The following is an 18,158-nucleotide window of genomic DNA, read 5'->3' on the forward strand; positions in this document are numbered from 1 at the left end:
GCTTTGCTAGTACAACCAGCTCATCACCTGGCTAAAAAACAAAAAGGCTTTCCTCTTTTAGGAAAGCCTTTCTAATTTATTTTTCAATAACAACTTCTTGTTTCTGAAAGATAGAAACGATATATCCAACAAACATACCTATCAATCCTGGAATCAACCATCCAATGCCAACACTATAGAATGGAATTTTTTCTAAAATAGGTGCTAGTGCTGCAATTTGAATGTGTGCATGATTTAATCCATCGAAGAAGCTAATAACAAATGCTCCAATAATTCCACCTACATACATCGATAACGGAATACGAATATAATTTTCAGCTAATGATAATACGATTAGCACGATTCCAATTGGATAGATTGCAATTAAGATTGGTAATGCTAATGCATTTAGCTGTGTTAAGCCAAGGTTTGCTACCATAAATGCTAGCACACAGAAAATGAAAACAACTTTTTGATAAGAAAACTTCGGTAATAATGCTGAGAAAAACTCTCCACAAGCTGCGACAATCCCAACAGAAGTTGTCAAACATGCAGCCGCAATTGCTACACCAAGTAATAAAGTACCGGAGCTACCAAATAAATGATGAACAACGTTTGTTAAAATAACACCACCGTTTTCTCCCATTCCAAGAGATACACTAGAAGCCCCCAGATAAGCAAGCGCTAAGTAAACAATAAGTAAGCCAAGTGCTGCAATAATTCCTGCAAAGATTGTTACTTTTGCAATACTTTTCTTATTTGTAATCCCTTTCCCTTTTAAAGCATTGATAACCACATTTCCGAAAACAAGTGCCGCTAATCCATCTAATGTTAAATATCCATCAATAAATCCTTTGAAAAGTGGATCTTTGTACGTTTCTGTTGGTGCACCGAACTCTCCAATTGGTGTAATAAGTGCTTTAATAACAATAATTGCAATGACAGCTAATAAAATTGGTGTTAATACTTTCCCAATGCGTTCTACTAATTTCGAAGGATTTAACGCTAAGTAGAAAGTAACTGCAAAGAAAATAAATGTAAAGATAACAAGTGAATATGCTTGGCCCGCTACTGAACTTGATAAAAATGGAGCAGCCGCCATTTCATAAGCAACAGTTCCTGTACGCGGTACACTTACAAATACACCTAAGCATAAATAAATCGCAACGATGAAAACAAGTGCAAATAACGGATGCACACGACCTGCTAATTCATTAATATCTCCTTTTAAGGCAATGGCAATAACCCCCAGTAAAGGAAGACCTACTCCTGTAATAATAAAACCAAACAACGCAATCCATACATCCGTTCCAGCACCTTGTCCTAATGCTGGCGGGAAAATCATGTTTCCTGCACCGAAGAATAGCGCAAATAACATTAAACTTATTGCAAACATCTCAGATAACTTTAAAGATGATTTCACTTTCATTTACCTCCTAAAAAATTTATAAATAGACAAAATATTCAGAAATAAAAGCCCGTTACATTTCCTCTTTCAATCCTACTTCCCTTACAAAAGAACGCAAAAAACACCCGTCCCTAATAAAGGGACGAGTGTTGAAATCGTGGTTCCACCCTTATTCTAATAAAATGAATGTATAATAAAATAAACTCATTTTATAGCTCGTGCAAATTGATAACGGTTTTATCCGCCAAGAATTACAATGCATCATGCAGTTCACTCTTGAAGTTTAGAGGTGGTAAGTATATCTTTTCGTATTAGGAAGCTCACAGCCTAAGGCTCCCCTCTCTGAGAATCGTAAAAAATAACTCATGTCCTCATCATTACTTTTATAAAATATATTGTCGAATCTTGTTGTTTTTTATTATATGGGCTATTTTTTAAAAAATCAATAGTTTTATTTTTTCTGACAAAAAAATAAAAAGAGAGAAAGCGATAGCTCCTCCTCTCCTTACAACTGCTTCAATAATTCCTGTAACTCCTGCTCTGTAACATTTCGCCACTTCCCAGCTTCTAATCCATCAAGCTTAATATTTATAATGCGCACGCGTTTTAGCTTCGTTACTGTATATCCAAAAGCCCGGCTCATCCGGCGAATTTGCCTATTCATTCCTTGCGTTAAAATAATTCGAAATGTACTGCCATCTACCCTTGTTACTTTACACGGCTTCGTCATCCCATCTTTAATCTTCACGCCACGAGACATTCCGTCAATAAACCAATCTGTAAATGGCTTATCAACTGTCACTACATATTCTTTTTCATGCTCATGATCTCCGTGTAAAATTTGATTGGCAATCGCTCCGTCATTTGTTAACAAAATCAGTCCTTCTGACGCCTTATCTAAACGACCAACTGGAAAGATTCTCTCTGGATGATTGATATAATCAATGATGTTCCCTTCAATATGTTCTGCAGCGGTACAAGTGATTCCCACTGGTTTGTGGAAGGCAATATAGATTTTTTCTTTATTTTCCTTTTCAATCACTTTTCCATCAACCGTTACAGTATCATTAGGTGTAACAATCGTACCATGCGCACAAACTTCACCGTTAATTGCCACACGTTCCGCTTTAATAAGACGGTCTGTTTCTCGCCTTGAGCAGGATAATGCTTCGCTTATAAATTGGTTAATTTTCATGTCGTATTCCTTTTTCTTATAGATTATCCGAAAAGAAAAAGCGTCAATCTCAGGCGGTATACTTATGCCGAGATTGACGCTCTCTTACTTCGCAAAAACCACTAAATAAATAACCCCAATCACAAAAAATATGCCGCAACAAGCTAACAATACTTTTGCAAGTTTGTCCATAAACATAGTGTTTACCCCTTTTGCTTGGTTTTTTGCTATTTTAATTCGACAACTGTTACGCCGAGGCCTCCCTCGCCCATATCACCATAGCGGTAGTTTTTTACGCCGCGATGTTTTTTCAAGTAATCTTGTACACCTTGGCGAAGTGCTCCTGTTCCTTTTCCGTGAATAATGGATACGCGCGGGTAATTTGCAAGCTGTGCATCATCTAAATATTTTTCTACACGCATCATTGCATTTTCAAAGCGTTCACCACGAAGATCAAGCTCTAAGGAAACGTGGTAGTCTCTTCCTTTAACAGTCGCGACTGCCTTTTTCTCAGTTTGTTGTGGCGTATTAATGTACTCCATATCGGATTCTTTCACTTTCATCTTCAGAATACCAATTTGAACGTTCCACTCATTATCGCTTACTTTTTTCAGCAGCTGTCCTTTTTGACCGAACGTTAATACTTTTACTTCATCACCTGCTCGTAATTGTTGTTTTGGCGCTGTGTTTTTCACTTTTACTTTTTGTTTTTTCACAAGTTCTGGCGCTGCCCCTTCTAGGCGGCTTTTCGCTTCGATTAACTCGTGATCTTTCACGTTTGCAAGCTGAGCTTTACGTAATTGACGAAGTTCGTGAATGATGCCTTCTGCTTCTTTCTTCGCAGCTTCGACTTTTTCTTCCCCTTCTTTTTGCGCTTTTAATAACCTCTCATCGCGTTCATCATTAAATTCAATAATTTGACGTTGTAATTCGCGATGAAGTTTTTCAGATTGTTTACGATGCTCTTCTGCTTCATTCCATTCGCGCTCTGCACTTTTTTGGCTTTCTTCAAGCTTTGCAATCATATTTTCAATTTTATTTGTATCCGTACTAATATGATTACGAGCACGATCAATCACGCGATCAGATAAACCAAGGCGTTTTGAAATTTCAAAGGCGTTACTGCGTCCTGGTACACCGATTAATAACTTATAAGTTGGGCTTAATGTGTTTACATCAAACTCCACACTCGCGTTAATCACTTGTTCACGATTGTAACCATATGCTTTTAGCTCTGGGTAATGCGTCGTTGCGACAACGCGTGCTCCGCGGTTATATACTTCATCTAAGATGGAAATCGCAAGTGCTGCCCCTTCTTGTGGGTCTGTTCCAGCACCTAATTCATCGAATAACACTAAGCTTTCAAAATCAGCTTTTTCTAAAATATCTACAATGTTCACCATATGTGAGGAGAACGTACTTAAGCTTTGTTCAATCGATTGTTCATCACCAATATCAGCAAAGATATTTTTAAATACACAAATCTCTGATTCATCTAATACAGGGATATGAAGGCCAGATTGCGCCATTAATACACAGATGCCGACTGTTTTTAATGTAACCGTCTTACCACCTGTATTCGGTCCTGTAATAACGATTGTTGTGAAGTCTTTACCAAGCATAATATCGTTTGGAACAATGACTTCTGGATCGATAAGTGGATGACGAGCTTGTCGTAAATCCATATATCGCTCATTATTTACAATTGGCTTCGTTGCTTTAATTCGTTTCGCATAAAATGCTTTCGCAAAAATGAAATCGAGATTTGCGATAACCTCTACGTTCGCTAACACAGTATCAGCTTCTACTGCTACCTCTTCTGTTAACATCATTAAAATGCGTTCTACTTCTTGTTTTTCCTTCACACGTGCTTCTTGCAACGCGTTATTTAGTTCCACAATGACTTGCGGCTCAATAAATAACGTTTGTCCAGACGCGGATTGGTCATGGACAATACCACCATATGCACCACGGTATTCCTGTTTTACAGGAATTACATAGCGATCGTTACGGATTGTTACAATTGCATCTGATAACATCTTCTGTGCATTAGAAGATCTCGTCATATTTTCAAGTTTCTCACGAATACGACTTTCTGCAGTGCGAATTTGGTTACGAATGCCGCGCAGTTTATCACTTGCACTATCAACAACTTCGCCACCATCACCAATGCAGCTTGTAATTTTCTTTTCTAAATCATATAAAGACATAATTTGTGCCACATGCGTTTCTAAAATTGGAAGCTCTACACCATTATCGATCATATCTTCAATAAATCGCTTCATTTGGCGACTACCATACATCGTACTCGCAATATCAAGAAGTTCATGTGGGCTCAGCATACTTCCAATTTTCGCACGCTTTACATTCGGACGAATATCAAAAATCCCTCCGAGCGGTACATGCCCTTTTAAGCGAATGACTTTCGCTGCTTCATCCGTTGTTTCTTGCATTTCTACAATTTCTTCAAAATCTGTACTAGGCAGTAGGCTCTTCACTTTATCACGACCAAGTGAAGAAGCAACATGCTCAAGTAATTGTTCTTTTACTTTGTTATATTCTAATACACGCAACGTTCTTTCTAACATAAGTTGCCTGTCCCCCTTGTGTTACTTATTCCGTTTAATATAGTCTAATAAACGTTCAATATTCCATGTGTTAATCACGGTATCTTTTTGAATCCAGCCTTTACGTGCTGCCGCTACACCTGTTTCCATATCTTCTAACATTTCAAGTGTATGAGCATCCGTATTAATCGCTACTTTTACACCAGCATCTTGTGCTTGCTTTAATAGTTTTGCACTTAAATCTAAGCGGTTCGGATTCGCATTTAATTCTAAAACTGTATCTGTTTCTTTTGCGAGTTCAATGAGTAAATCTGTATCTACATCGTACCCTTCGCGGCGTCCAAGAAGACGACCTGTTGGATGGGCAATCATTGTAACATGCTTATTTTCAATTGCTGCGCGCAAGCGTTTCATAATCGTTTCACGATCTTGTGAGAAACTAGAGTGGATTGCACCAATGACATAATCAAGCTCCGCTAATACTTCATCATCAAAATCTAGCATTGCATCTGGTAAAATGTCCATTTCGATTCCACGTAAAATTGTGATATCTGGGTATTTTTCGTTAATGCGCTCAATCTCTTTTCCTTGTTCACGAAGGCGCTCTTTCGTTAAACCGTTCGCTACTTTCAAGTATTGTGAATGGTCGGTAATTGCCATAAACTTATACCCACGAGCGCGGCACGCTTGTACCATTTCTTCAATCGAAAAGGCACCATCACTCCATGTTGTATGCATATGTAAATCACCTTGTATATCAGAGAACTGAATTAAATTTGGATATTCTTTAATTAATTCAATCTCTTTTCCGTCTTCACGTACTTCTGGCGGAATGAATGGCAAACCAAAATGAGCAAAGAATGCTTCTTCTGTTTCAAATGTTTTCACTTCACCTGTTTCTAAGTTTTCCACACCGTACTCACTAATTTTTTCACCTTTATCTTTTGCAATTTGGCGCATTCTTACGTTATGATCTTTTGAGCCTGTAAAGTGGTGAAGAGTTGTAATAAATTCTTCAGGTTTTACAAGACGGAAATCAATTGAAATATCATATTCATATTGCAGACGAACCGATACCTTTGTATCACCGCTCGCAATGACTTCAATCATATTATCAAACTGCAATAAATGCTCACGTACCACTGCTGGCTCTGTCGTTGCGATGATGAAATCTAAATCTTTCACTGTTTCGCGAACGCGGCGCAAACTGCCAGCGCGCGAGAATCGAGAAATTTCCTGGATATTCGACAATTTCTTCTCTATTTCCCCGGCAATAGGCAAGACCAATGCAATCGGTAAACGTTCTGGACGAGAACCAACTTGAGCAATCGCTTCTAATATTTTCTCTTCCGTTTTCTTACCGAATCCTGCGAGTGCCTGCACTTTATTTTCTTCACAGGCCTTTTGCAATGTTTCCATATCAATTACGCCCAGTTCTTTATACAGCTTTGCTACTTTTTTACCGCCAAGCCCTGGTAATTTTAATAATGGTAATAGGCTGCTTGGTACTTCTTTTTCAAGCTCCTCTAATACTTCTGAAGTTCCGCCTTCAATATATTCTTGAATCACTGCTGCTGTTCCTTTTCCGATGCCTGGAATCTTTGTGAAATCTTCAATCTCAGAAAGACTACGATCATCGCTTTCTAATGCTGCTGCCGCTTTACGAAATGCGGATATTTTAAATGGATTTTCGCCTTTAAGCTCCATAAAAAGGCCGATTGTCTCCAGTAATTTAATCACTTGTTTTTTATTTACTTTCATTCTTGCCCCGCCTTTCTTTCATAGAAAAAAACTTCTCTTTCCGAAAAAAGAGAAGTTATACTCTGCTACCTGTCTGCCATAGTTCCTTCACCTTTTCAGAAAGAATCGGTGTATCGTCTACAATTATTTTGCTAATTGATGATTTTTGCAGTGGCGTTTGTACTTGTTCAATCGGAAGGATTGTTCCAATAATAATTAAGACAAACAAAATAATATACACTTCTAAAAAGCCAAGAAGTGCCCCAGCAAACGCATTTACCTGCTTTAAAACTGGGATTTCTGTAAACATATTCAGCAAATTACCAAGCAATGAAAGTGCGATTTTTGTAATAATAAATAATACAATGAACGCAATTGCTTGATAGAAGACTGCTTCGATATTATTCGCATCAATCCATTCCGGAACAGATACGTTCTTATCAAATGGATACGGAATAAATTTCTCAAGCGCTGGCGCTAAATCTTTGCAGTACCAGTATGCAACAAGGTATGCGATAATAAAGCTTGTTAACTTTACGAGTTGCAGGACAAACCCTCTTCTTAAACCGAGGAAAAATCCCATAACAAGCAGTACAATGATAATAATATCAATCATGTTATTCCATTCCTTTTTTTGTCATACTTTCTTTCAATTTTTCATGTTCATCTTTTAATTTTATGTAATCGTGTATGACGTTTACCGCCGTCAATACCGCTAGTCTACTCGTATCAAGCGAAGGATTCTTGGCATTGAGTTCGCGCATTTTATCATCCACAATCGCTGCTACCATGCGGATATGACTTGTACTTTCATCGCCAACAACTGAATATTGTTGACCATAGATTTCTACATTAATTCGACTTTTATTTCCCTTTTGTTGTGACAACTCACCGGCCTCCAATCACGTACAGAATCCTAAAGTTTATCATACCATGAACCATCATAATATGGAAACAGAAAGAACAATCCGATATGATAAAAATAACAATATAAAAAAGGAGCGACTACTTTGTCAAATTCTATCGTAATCCAAACAAATCCTGCAACAATTGAAGACATGCGGCAGCAGTATAAACAAGCAATTGCACCGAAAGTCCCACAGGGCGGTGTCTTTATGGCAAAAGTCCCATCTTGTACAATTACGGCCTATAAATCAGGCAAAGTAATGTTTCAAGGTATTCGTGCAGAGGAAGAATCAGCACGTTGGCAAAATGTTTCTCAAGCACCTAAATCTTCTGTTAAGAAAACGGCAAATTCACACCGCTATGCCCCGCCCTCTTCCATTGGAACAATGTCTATAGCCGGATCCGATGAAGTAGGTACTGGAGATTACTTCGGACCGATGACAGTTGTTGCTGTATATGTCGATGCGAAGCAAATTCCGTTGTTAAAAGAACTTGGGGTAAAAGACTCTAAAAACTTAAATGATACGCAAATCGCTGAAATTGCAAAACAACTCCTTGCTGTTGTTCCTTATAGCTCTCTTGTTTTGCATAATGAAAAATATAACGAGCTGTTCGAAAAAGGAAACAATCAAGGTAAGCTAAAAGCACTCTTACATAATAAGGCTCTTACAAATTTACTAGCAAAGATTGCGCCGACAAAGCCAGAAGGTATTTTAATCGATCAATTCACGCAGCCTGATACATACTATAAATACTTAGCAAAACAAAAACAGGTACAGCGCGAAAACGTGTATTTTGCAACAAAAGGCGAAAGTGTCCATTTAGCAGTTGCCGCAGCTTCCATTTTAGCTCGCTACTCATTCGTAAAACAGTTTGATGAATTAAGCAAAAAAGCGGGTATGCCACTTCCGAAAGGAGCAGGCAAGCAAGTTGATATCGCCGCAGCAAAATTGATTCAAAAGCTAGGCAAAGAACGACTTCCTGAGTTTGTGAAACTTCACTTTGCAAATACAGAAAAGGCATTTCGTTTATTGAAAAAATAGCTATTTTTTAGTATCGACAATATATAAATGAACTAAACAAGGCGAAAAGAATCCCTATTTCTTTTCGCCTTGTTTTTTGTTATAATTTAAATATACAGAAATTTCGTTTTATTCATTTTTAATTCTATACATACTCATTATAAAACTATATAAAAGAGGGGATTACTTTGTTATTACTACAAATGATTTTGAATGTTTTAATGGGTAAACCACATGAAAAACAAAGCAGGATTAGAGAAAATATCCGATTATTAAATGATGAACCTAAATTTAACGAATTAATAGAACGGTATGGTAGATTGTTCCTGTTCAAATTTCGAGTTCGTAAACATATTGGTACGTACGATGCTTACGAACTAATTCACAATCCTAAAAAGCTTGGACAATTTTGTAAAGAGATTGAGGAAATCATTACGAAGTAATAACTAATTGAAAATAAGCCAAATAATAACATATAAAGAAGAGTAGCTATTTTAGCTACTCTTCTTTATATGTTTAGCTTCGTTTTTGCTTCTTATTTGATGAAGGTACTTTATAAGAACCCGTTTCATGCGTAGTAGTTCCCTGTCCTTCGACTTCCGGAGAACCAAGGCTTGCTCTGGAAGGGTCCTTTTTCACTTTTTTGCCCATTATACTCACCCCTTAGTGTTACTTTTTACTTAGAGGTAAGAAAGTATACGGCACAAAAAAGCGAGAGGATTCCCCTCTCGCTTTTTGCATATCTTAAAACTCCGAAGAACCTGGAGTTCTTGGGAATGGAATTACGTCACGGATGTTTGCCATACCAGTGATGTACATTAGGAAACGCTCGAAGCCTAGACCAAATCCAGCGTGTTTTGTACCGCCGTATTTTCTAAGTTCTAAGTACCACCAGTAGTCTTCTTCGTTCATGCCTAATTCTTTAATTCTATCTACTAAAACATCCATTCTTTCTTCACGTTGACTTCCGCCGATTAATTCACCGATGCCAGGAACTAGAAGGTCAGTAGCAGCTACTGTTTTGCCATCTTCGTTCATACGCATGTAGAATGCTTTAATGTCTTTCGGATAATCTGTTACGAATACAGGGCGTTTGAAGATTTCTTCTGATAAGTATCTTTCATGCTCTGTTTGTAAGTCAATACCCCATTCTACTGGGTATTTGAAGTCAGCACCTGATTCTTGAAGTACTTTAATTGCTTCTGTATATGTGATGCGACCAAAGTCAGAGTTGATTACGTTGTTCATACGCTCTAGAACTGTTTTATCAACAAAGCTGTTGAAGAATTCCATTTCTTCTGGTGCATGCTCTAGTACATATTTCATTGCATATTTCAGCATATCTTCTGTCAGATCCATTACATCTTCAAGTTCAGCAAATGCAATCTCAGGCTCAACCATCCAGAACTCCGCTGCGTGGCGAGTTGTGTTTGAGTTTTCTGCGCGGAATGTAGGTCCGAATGTGTATACATCACGGAACGCTAATGCATAAGCTTCAGCATTAAGTTGTCCACTTACTGTTAAGTTTGTTTCTTTACCGAAGAAGTCTTTTGATTCGTCAACTTGTCCGTCTTCACCTTTTGGTAAGTTATTCAGATCTTGCGTTGTTACGCGGAACATTTCGCCTGCACCTTCTGTATCACTACCCGTGATAATTGGTGTGTGAACATGTACGAAACCACGCTCTTGGAAGAATTGATGAATCGCAAACGCTGCGATAGAACGCACTCGGAATGTTGCAGAGAATGCATTTGTTCTTGGACGTAAATGAGCGATTGTACGTAAGTATTCAAACGTATGACGTTTCTTTTGAAGTGGGTAATCAGAATCTGATAAGCCCTCAACGTCGATTTTTTCTGCTTTAATTTCAAATGGTTGTTTTGCCCCTGGCGTTGCAACTAGTTTACCTTCTACTTTAATTGAAGAGCTAAGCGGAAGCTTCGCAATTTCTTTAAAGTTATCTAACTCTGTATCGAAAACAATTTGCACGCTTTTGAAGAAGCTACCATCGTTTAATTCGATAAAACCAAATACTTTTGAATCACGTAAGTTACGAATCCAACCTGATACTTGTACTGTTTGATCTACGTATTTATCTGTATCTCTATACAGACTTTTTACTAATGTGTTTTCCATAGTGAAATTCTCCTTTGCTGATATATTTGAATACAAAAAAACCTTTCATCCATAAAGGGACGAAAGGTTAAACTTCGCGGTACCACCCAATTTGTCATAAAGACCAACTTTAACTCGTATGTAATACATACTTCCCGGTTTGTAACAGGCCGGATTCCCGTCTAAGTCTACTCTTGAATATAAGATTCAATTTCGGTTAGCAACTCCAAGGTGTTCTTCACATATACCGCCTCATCAGGCTCTCACCGTCCCTGACTCGCTATGGATTATAGTATATACTACTTTTCCTTATCATCGTTTTTCATTTTGTTAAACTAAAATTAATGTACTACATTCATGAGAAAGATGCAAGGTGTCGTTCGATATATCAGCGATTTTTATAATATATCGACTCTTCTACAATATACGACACGAATTTTACCTACAAAAAAAGAAATGCCGGAAAAATTCCAGCATTTCTTTTTTATTACTTACGTAACTCCGCACCAAACTTCTCTTCAACCGCTGTTAATACACGATTATGTGCTTCTGTTACTTCTTCGTCTGTTAATGTACGTTCTGGATCGAAGTAGTTCATAGAGAATGCAAGTGATTTCTTGCCTTCTTCCATTTTTTCACCTTCGTATAAGTCGAATAGTGTTACTTCTTTTAACAGTTCTCCGCCTGCTTCCGCAATTACTTGCTTCATTTCGCCAGCTTTTACTTCTTTCGCTACCACAACTGCCATATCACGTGTCATAGATGGGAAACGTGGAATTGCTGAGTAGTAAGTCTCTTCTGTCTCAGCAGCAAATACTTTTACTAGAGACAATTCGAATACGAATGTATCCTTCACATCTAATTGTTTTTGCGCTTCAGGGTGTAATTGACCGATGAAACCAATTACTTCTCCGTCTAGTAAAATGTCAGCTGTACGTCCTGGATGCATGCCTTCACGTTTTGCAGGAGCATATGTGATGCTGCTTGCGACACCAAGTACGTCGAATAATCCTTCTAACACACCTTTTGCAACGAAGAAATCAACAACTTTTTTCTCACCTTGCCATGCATGGTGAAGAGCAAGACCTGTCATAACACCAGCAAGATGTTGTTCTTCTTTCGGAAGTGCACCTTCTTCTGTTGGTAGGAAGATAGAACCTACTTCATATAATGCAACACTATCGTTTTTACGAGCGTTGTTATATGAAACTGCTTCTAACAATTGTGGCACTAGGCTTAAACGAAGTTGACTACGCTCTTCACTCATTGGAAGTGCAAGATTTACAGGAGCTTTTTCGTTTGGCTCAACCATATATTGTTTCGCTTTATCAGCACTTGTTAATGAATACGTAATTGCTTCATATAAACCAGCGCCTTCTAAGAATCGACGTACTTTACGGCGTTTTGTTTGTGCCACTGTTAATTTACCACGCGTCATTGTACCAGTTGGTAAGGTAACCGGAATATGATCGTAGCCGTATAGACGACCTACTTCTTCAACTAAGTCTTCTGCGATTGTAATATCAGGACGACGTGCTGGCACGTTTACATGGAATGTTCCTTCTACTTCTGTGAATGGGAACTTCAAGTTTGTAAAGATTGTACCCATTTCACTAGCAGTGATTTCTGTACCTAATACACGGTTTACTTTTTCAGCTGTAACGGATACTGTACGCTCTTGTACTTGTAAGTTATCAACTTCTACCACGCCTTCAAGTGCTTCTCCACCAGCATATTTCGCCATTAAAGCTGCTGCGTGTTGAATTGCTTCAAATGTACGTGTTGGGTCGATTCCTTTTTCAAAACGTGCACTTGATTCACTGCGAAGACCTAAGTCTTTTGATGCGCGGCGCACTGTTTGACCTGCAAAGTATGCAGATTCAATTAGAACGTTTACTGTATCGTTATCAACTTCAGATTCTGCCCCGCCCATTACACCTGCAACAGCTAATGCTTTTGTACCGTTTGTAATTGCAAGGTGATGTGCTTGTAATGTACGTTCTTGATCATCTAATGTTTGAATTTTTTCGCCTTCTTTTGCAAGACGAACAACGATTTCTTTTGAACCTAATTTATCATAATCAAATGCATGTAATGGTTGACCGTATTCAATTAAAATATAGTTTGTAATATCAACTACGTTGCTAATTGGACGAATGCCAGCTGCCATAAGACGAGTTTGCATCCACATTGGTGATGGACCAACCTTTACGTTCTTCACCATTTTTGCAATATATAATGGATTTTGCTCTGTTGCTTCTACACTTACAGAAATATAGTCAGACGTTTTTTCTGCTGTTTCTTGTAAGTCTACAGCTGGAAGTTTCACTTCACGGCCGTAAATAGCAGCCACTTCGTATGCAACACCTAACATGTTTAAGCAATCTGCACGGTTTGGTGTTAAACCAAGTTCAAGTACTTCATCGTTTAAGTTTAAAATTTCAAGTGCATCCGCACCAACTTCTGCATCACTTGGGAAGATGAAGATACCATCTGCATATTCTTTCGCAACTAGTTTCCCTTCAATGCCAAGCTCTTGCAGTGCACAAACCATACCGTGAGAAGCTTCACCGCGTAGTTTTGCTTTTTTAATTTTAAAGTTACCAGGAAGTACAGCGCCAACTTTTGCAACTGGTACTTTTAAACCTTTTGCAATGTTAGGAGCACCGCAAATGATTTGTACTGGTTCTTCTTCACCGATGTCGATTAAACATTTGCTTAATTTATCAGCTTCTGGGTGTTTTTCACACTCTAATACGTGACCAACTACAACACCTTTTACACCTTTATTTAATACTTCAACGCCTTCTACTTCAATACCACTTTTTGTGATTTTATCTGCTAGCTCTTGTGCTGTTATATCTTTAATATCTACATACTCTTGTAACCAACGATATGATACGAACATATTTATCCTCTCCTTCCCTTACGCTCGTTTGAATTGTTGTAAGAAACGTACATCATTTGTGTAGAAATGACGAATGTCATCAACGCCGTATTTCAACATTGCAATACGCTCTGCACCCATACCAAATGCGAAACCTTGATATTCTTTTGAATCGTAACCAGCCATTTCAAGTACGTTTGGATGAACCATACCTGCACCTAAAATTTCAATCCAGCCTGTTCCTTTACAAGTGCCGCAACCTTTGCCGTGACACATCATACAAGAAATATCCATCTCTACAGATGGCTCTGTGAACGGGAAGAAACTTGGACGAAGACGGATTTCACGATCTTCACCGAACATCTTTTTCACGAATACTTGCAGTGTACCTTTTAAATCACTCATGCGAATGTTTTTGTCGATTACAAGACCTTCAATTTGCATGAACTGGTGTGAATGCGTCGCATCGTCATCATCACGGCGATACACTTTACCAGGGCAAATAATTTTAATTGGGCCTTTTTCTTTATTATTTTCCATTGTTCTTGCCTGCACAGAAGATGTATGTGTACGTAGTAATGTTTCTTCTGTAATGTAGAAAGTATCTTGCATATCACGCGCTGGGTGATCTTTCGGTAGGTTTAATGCTTCGAAGTTGTAGTAGTCTTTCTCTACTTCTGTTCCTTCTGCAACTTCATATCCCATACCGATAAATACATCTTCAATTTGTTCCACAACCGCTGTCAATGGATGGTGACACCCTGTTTCGACAGGACGACCTGGTAATGTAACATCAATTGTTTCAGATGCTAATTTCGCTTCGATTACTGCTTTTTCGATATTGTTAATTTTGTCTTCTAAACGCGTTTGAATTGCTTCACGCACTTCATTTACTAATGCTCCCATACGTGGACGCTCTTCTGGAGATAATTTCCCCATGCCGCGTAATACTTCAGTAATTGGGCCTTTTTTTCCTAAATACGCTACGCGTACATCGTTTAAGCTCTTTAGCTCTTTCGCTTCTTCAATCAGCTCTAACGCTTTTTGCTTTAGCTCTTTTAAACGTGCTTCCATTTGAAACCCTCCTAATTTTAAAAATAAAAAAACCTCGCTCCCTAAAAAGGGACGAGGTAAATTCGCGGTACCACCCTAAATTGACAGAACAAGTCTGTCCACTCAATTAGTTATAACGGCCAGCTTAGGCCGGAACGCCTTTACATATAATGGTCCTGGCGTCAACTCCAGAGGTGAATTCACTTCCGTCTACCATAAGAATGCTTTCAGTCTACGGCATTCTCTCCCTATATGGCGATTTTGCAAGCTACTCTTCTCTATCAACGTTTTTCATTATTTTACTTTTATTATATGTTCATCATGAACATGTACTTCAATTTATTATAAGAAGTTTTTTATCAATTCGCAACCGGGCTTTGTAAATAATACGTTAAAATCCCAGCAGCAACCGCAACATTTAATGATTCTGCCCCGCCGTAAATCGGAATATACAAGTTTTGATCACATTTTGCAAGAATTTCTTGGCGTACACCATTTCCTTCGTTTCCTACAATTAATGCAAAACTTCCTGTCGGCGTTACTTCTCCATACGGAACTCCGTTTTCAAGAGCTGTTCCGTATACAGGAACGTTCTTTTCTTTTAACTTATCTACCCATTCTTCTAAGTTTCCTTTTACAATCGGTAAATGGAAGATAGAACCTTGTGTAGAGCGGAGCACTTTACTATTATAAGCATCCACGCATCCTTCTCCAAGCACAACAGCATGAATACCGGCTGCATCTGCTGTACGAATAATTGTCCCTAAATTACCTGGGTCTTGCAAGCCATCTAATAATAGAAATTTCCCATCTGTAAGAGCAATTTCTTTCTCATGCTTCTCACAAACAGCAAACACTCCTTGCGTCGTTTCTGTCTCGCGAAGTACCTTTACAATTGCTTCAGGCACAATATACACTTCAACATCAGTAACCGTCCAATCTTTTGGAAGATCTGTCTGATCTGAGACAATAAGTTCTGTTATAACTCCAGCCTTTAAAGCTTCCTCAACTAAGTGGAATCCTTCTACAAAGAATAAACTTTTTTTATCGCGCTCTTTTTTCGTCTGCAGCTTTTTCCACTGCTTAACCCGCGGATTTTGTACTGAATCAATGTTTTTCATAATATGTATTTCCCTCTCTTCTTGTCTTCTCATTATAGCCTATTTTTTATACATATTTACATAAAAAAGAACAAAAACTAACGTCAGTTTCAATTCAGAAGAAGAGGTGAAAAGAATGAATTTTAATTTACGCGGCGCTGTATTAGCAAACGTTGCTGGAAATACACAAGGCGAATTACAAGAGACAATTGTAGAAGCAATTCAAAGCGGTGAAGAAAAAATGCTTCCAGGGCTTGGTGTTTTATTTGAAGTGATTTGGCAAAATGCTGACGAAAATGGAAAACATGAGATGTTAGAGACTCTTGAACAAGGGTTAAAAAAATAAAGAATGAGAAAGTCACCTTAGCCTGAGCTAAGGTGGCTTTTATGTTAGCGATAATCCTCTCTATTCTTCCATTCTTAGAAACTGTTACTTCCTCTTTCCTAAACATTTCTACTTTACTAACACAGGCATGATGGAGTAAAATGTTCAAAATATATTTATGTCTATCTGTTTGTTTCCATCATACACATCAATAAATAAAAGGAGTGAATGTTTTATGCGCCGTATCACGCTTGAACAAATTTTTAAGCATCACATTACACAAAAATATGTAAACCGTTCTGGAATGGTCCACGCGATCGCTGTCGCTTACCATGCGTTTCATCTAGCAAAAAAGCATCACGCCTCAGTCGATGCGGCAACAAAGGCTGGTTTTCTTCATGATATAGGACATCACACATGGTATCGTAATGGAGAATGGGACTATGAATTGTATAAAAAAAATGATATCCATGCCATTAAAGGAGCGGAAAGAGCTCATAAATTACTAATCCGATTAGGAGAACACCCGAATCAAGCAAAGGAAATTTCTGTCGCAATTCTCTTGCACACGGATTCCTTTTTACTAGAACAAACACTTGAAAGAACGACTCTACAAAATATTATTAAGTGGGCAGACGAAGCAGATGAAGAACCAGGGGGAGCACATCACTACCGGACGATTTCTTATGAAAAAGCATTGCAAGCAATTAAGCGATTGGATCGAATGGTTGATCGTGAATTACAAAAACAACAACCCGCGTCCCATACTCATATTTTTTCAGATAAAGGAAAAAAACAGGGCGAATTTGTTAAACAGTAGCATTTTTTTTACGTCCCGGATTGTCAATTGATACAACACCTATAACACGTGTAAGTGAATGGAACTAGGGTAACTATAAAACTTTGTTCCCCCAGCGATTTTATTTCATATTACAAAAAGAGGCATCGCTACATAGCGATACTTCTTTTATTATTTTCAAACACTTCCTGCACTTATTCATTCGCTTCCTAATCATCCATTTCCATCAAAATTCATATATCTCTTACTAATCCCCAACTTAAACCTTCTATTTATGTAATATTTAAAAATGACATTCATCAACTAAATATGTATAATTATATATACAAATAAAAAGGAAGGACTCGATATATGCAATCGACTACACAACTTACATATGATCAGAAACAACCTATGTCCTGGTTACAATTTATTGGTTCTGCTTTATTTGCCTTTTTTGGAACAGGACTACTAAGCGGCTTATTTATATTACTCCCGCTTACGATTTATAGTGAAGGCATTACGAATAAAAAGACAATCGCTCTATATGAATCACTTGGAAATGCTGCAAGTACTTTATTACAACTACTCGTTTTATTATTATTCATCTATAAATATGAACCGGTGAAAAGACTATTATTATCCGCTTTCAACTTTCAAGCACTCAAAAAAGCGAGTACCTACGTATACTTACTTCTATTCTTTGCTTTAAATATCATCTTAAATTCTCTTATCATTACGCATCTGTTTCCAGACGCGACCGAGCAGCAATCATCTGCTTTAAATTTAGATCTTTTAAAACAGTATCGAATGTTATTAATTGTTGGATTTGCGATATTTACTCCTATCTTTGAAGAAATCATTTTCCGCGGCATCATCCTTCGTTTCTTTTCAGAGCGCTTTCCGTTTTGGATCGCAGCAATTGGAACAAGCTTGATCTTTGGAATTGCTCATACATACTCACTTGGAGTCATGGTTGTAACTTTCCTTATGGGACTATTGATGGCGATTTTATGCAAAAGAACAAACTCCATTCTTCCAGCCATGCTATTTCATATTATGAATAATACACTTGCGTTTTTATAACGTGAAACTTTAACCTAT

The 18,158-nt window shown here is 37.9% G+C and carries 16 protein-coding genes and 3 other annotated features; of the genes, 5 read left to right on the plus strand and 11 right to left on the minus strand.

The genetic code is table 11. The features are described 5' to 3' along the window. Positions 1-76 precede the first annotated feature (76 nt). The 6 genes from brnQ6 to zapA all read right to left on the minus strand — a co-directional run bounded on the left by brnQ6 (position 77) and on the right by zapA (position 7,755). Entirely contained in the window at positions 77-1,402 is a 1,326-nt protein-coding gene (brnQ6, locus tag J4P91_RS14385; protein ID WP_207994686.1) for a branched-chain amino acid transport system II carrier protein BrnQ6, read from the minus strand. Positions 1,403-1,522: 120 nt separating this feature from the next. Beyond that, positions 1,523-1,774 (minus strand) — a binding site (T-box leader). Between the two features lie 118 nt (positions 1,775-1,892). Next, the gene (locus tag J4P91_RS14390) at positions 1,893-2,582 is read right to left on the minus strand and encodes a 23S rRNA pseudouridine(2604) synthase RluF (protein WP_207994687.1); all 690 of its coding nucleotides are present in this window, start codon (positions 2,580-2,582) and stop codon (positions 1,893-1,895) included. Positions 2,583-2,788: 206 nt separating this feature from the next. Next, a complete protein-coding gene (locus tag J4P91_RS14395) occupies positions 2,789-5,149 on the minus strand; it encodes an endonuclease MutS2 (RefSeq protein WP_207994688.1) in 2,361 nt (786 codons plus the stop codon). A gap of 21 nt (positions 5,150-5,170) precedes the next feature. Further along, complete coding sequence (polX, locus tag J4P91_RS14400; protein ID WP_207994689.1) at positions 5,171-6,889, minus strand: DNA polymerase/3'-5' exonuclease PolX; 1,719 nt, start codon at positions 6,887-6,889, stop codon at positions 5,171-5,173. Between the two features lie 55 nt (positions 6,890-6,944). Then, positions 6,945-7,484 (minus strand): CvpA family protein, encoded by a 540-nt coding sequence (locus J4P91_RS14405; RefSeq protein ID WP_017150567.1) that lies wholly within the window; start codon positions 7,482-7,484, stop codon positions 6,945-6,947. Position 7,485: 1 nt separating this feature from the next. After that, a complete protein-coding gene (gene zapA, locus J4P91_RS14410) occupies positions 7,486-7,755 on the minus strand; it encodes a cell division protein ZapA (protein ID WP_000082702.1) in 270 nt (89 codons plus the stop codon). 123 nt (positions 7,756-7,878) lie between these two features. Here zapA and rnhC point away from each other — a divergent pair, with 123 nt between their 5' ends. Then, positions 7,879-8,817: a ribonuclease HIII gene (gene rnhC / locus J4P91_RS14415; protein ID WP_207994690.1), complete on the plus strand. Its 939-nt coding sequence runs from the start codon at positions 7,879-7,881 to the stop codon at positions 8,815-8,817. Positions 8,818-8,984: 167 nt separating this feature from the next. Next, positions 8,985-9,239 carry a hypothetical protein gene (locus J4P91_RS14420; protein ID WP_207994691.1) on the plus strand — a complete coding sequence of 85 codons (255 nt, stop codon included), beginning with the start codon at positions 8,985-8,987 and terminating at the stop codon, positions 9,237-9,239. A 73-nt stretch (positions 9,240-9,312) separates the two neighbouring features. Here the strand turns inward: J4P91_RS14420 and J4P91_RS14425 are convergent, their stop codons facing one another. The 5 genes from J4P91_RS14425 to J4P91_RS14445 form a co-directional block, all read right to left on the minus strand. Next, entirely contained in the window at positions 9,313-9,447 is a 135-nt protein-coding gene (locus J4P91_RS14425; RefSeq protein ID WP_017150564.1) for a YuzL family protein, read from the minus strand. Between the two features lie 93 nt (positions 9,448-9,540). Beyond that, positions 9,541-10,932: an asparagine--tRNA ligase gene (gene asnS, locus J4P91_RS14430; RefSeq protein WP_207994692.1), complete on the minus strand. Its 1,392-nt coding sequence runs from the start codon at positions 10,930-10,932 to the stop codon at positions 9,541-9,543. 52 nt (positions 10,933-10,984) lie between these two features. Beyond that, positions 10,985-11,236: a binding site (T-box leader), on the minus strand. Positions 11,237-11,398: 162 nt separating this feature from the next. Continuing rightward, positions 11,399-13,819 (minus strand): phenylalanine--tRNA ligase subunit beta, encoded by a 2,421-nt coding sequence (gene pheT / locus J4P91_RS14435; protein WP_207994693.1) that lies wholly within the window; start codon positions 13,817-13,819, stop codon positions 11,399-11,401. Positions 13,820-13,837: 18 nt separating this feature from the next. Continuing rightward, positions 13,838-14,872 (minus strand): phenylalanine--tRNA ligase subunit alpha, encoded by a 1,035-nt coding sequence (pheS, locus tag J4P91_RS14440; RefSeq protein ID WP_098719341.1) that lies wholly within the window; start codon positions 14,870-14,872, stop codon positions 13,838-13,840. A 44-nt stretch (positions 14,873-14,916) separates the two neighbouring features. After that, positions 14,917-15,145: a binding site (T-box leader), on the minus strand. Positions 15,146-15,210: 65 nt separating this feature from the next. Continuing rightward, positions 15,211-16,005 (minus strand): TrmH family RNA methyltransferase, encoded by a 795-nt coding sequence (locus tag J4P91_RS14445; protein ID WP_207994694.1) that lies wholly within the window; start codon positions 16,003-16,005, stop codon positions 15,211-15,213. Between the two features lie 82 nt (positions 16,006-16,087). Here J4P91_RS14445 and sspI point away from each other — a divergent pair, with 82 nt between their 5' ends. The 3 genes from sspI to J4P91_RS14460 all read left to right on the plus strand — a co-directional run bounded on the left by sspI (position 16,088) and on the right by J4P91_RS14460 (position 18,140). Next, on the plus strand, positions 16,088-16,297 hold the full coding sequence (sspI, locus tag J4P91_RS14450) for a small acid-soluble spore protein SspI (RefSeq protein WP_017153966.1): 210 nt from the start codon (positions 16,088-16,090) through the stop codon (positions 16,295-16,297). Between the two features lie 214 nt (positions 16,298-16,511). Further along, entirely contained in the window at positions 16,512-17,096 is a 585-nt protein-coding gene (locus tag J4P91_RS14455; protein WP_017153965.1) for an HD domain-containing protein, read from the plus strand. Positions 17,097-17,426: 330 nt separating this feature from the next. After that, the gene (locus tag J4P91_RS14460) at positions 17,427-18,140 is read left to right on the plus strand and encodes a CPBP family intramembrane glutamic endopeptidase (protein ID WP_017153964.1); all 714 of its coding nucleotides are present in this window, start codon (positions 17,427-17,429) and stop codon (positions 18,138-18,140) included. Positions 18,141-18,158 lie beyond the last annotated feature (18 nt).

It is taken from the genome of Bacillus sp. XF8 (assembly GCF_017498755.1).
In the GTDB taxonomy this organism is placed as follows: Bacteria; Bacillota; Bacilli; order Bacillales; family Bacillaceae_G; genus Bacillus_A; species Bacillus_A bingmayongensis.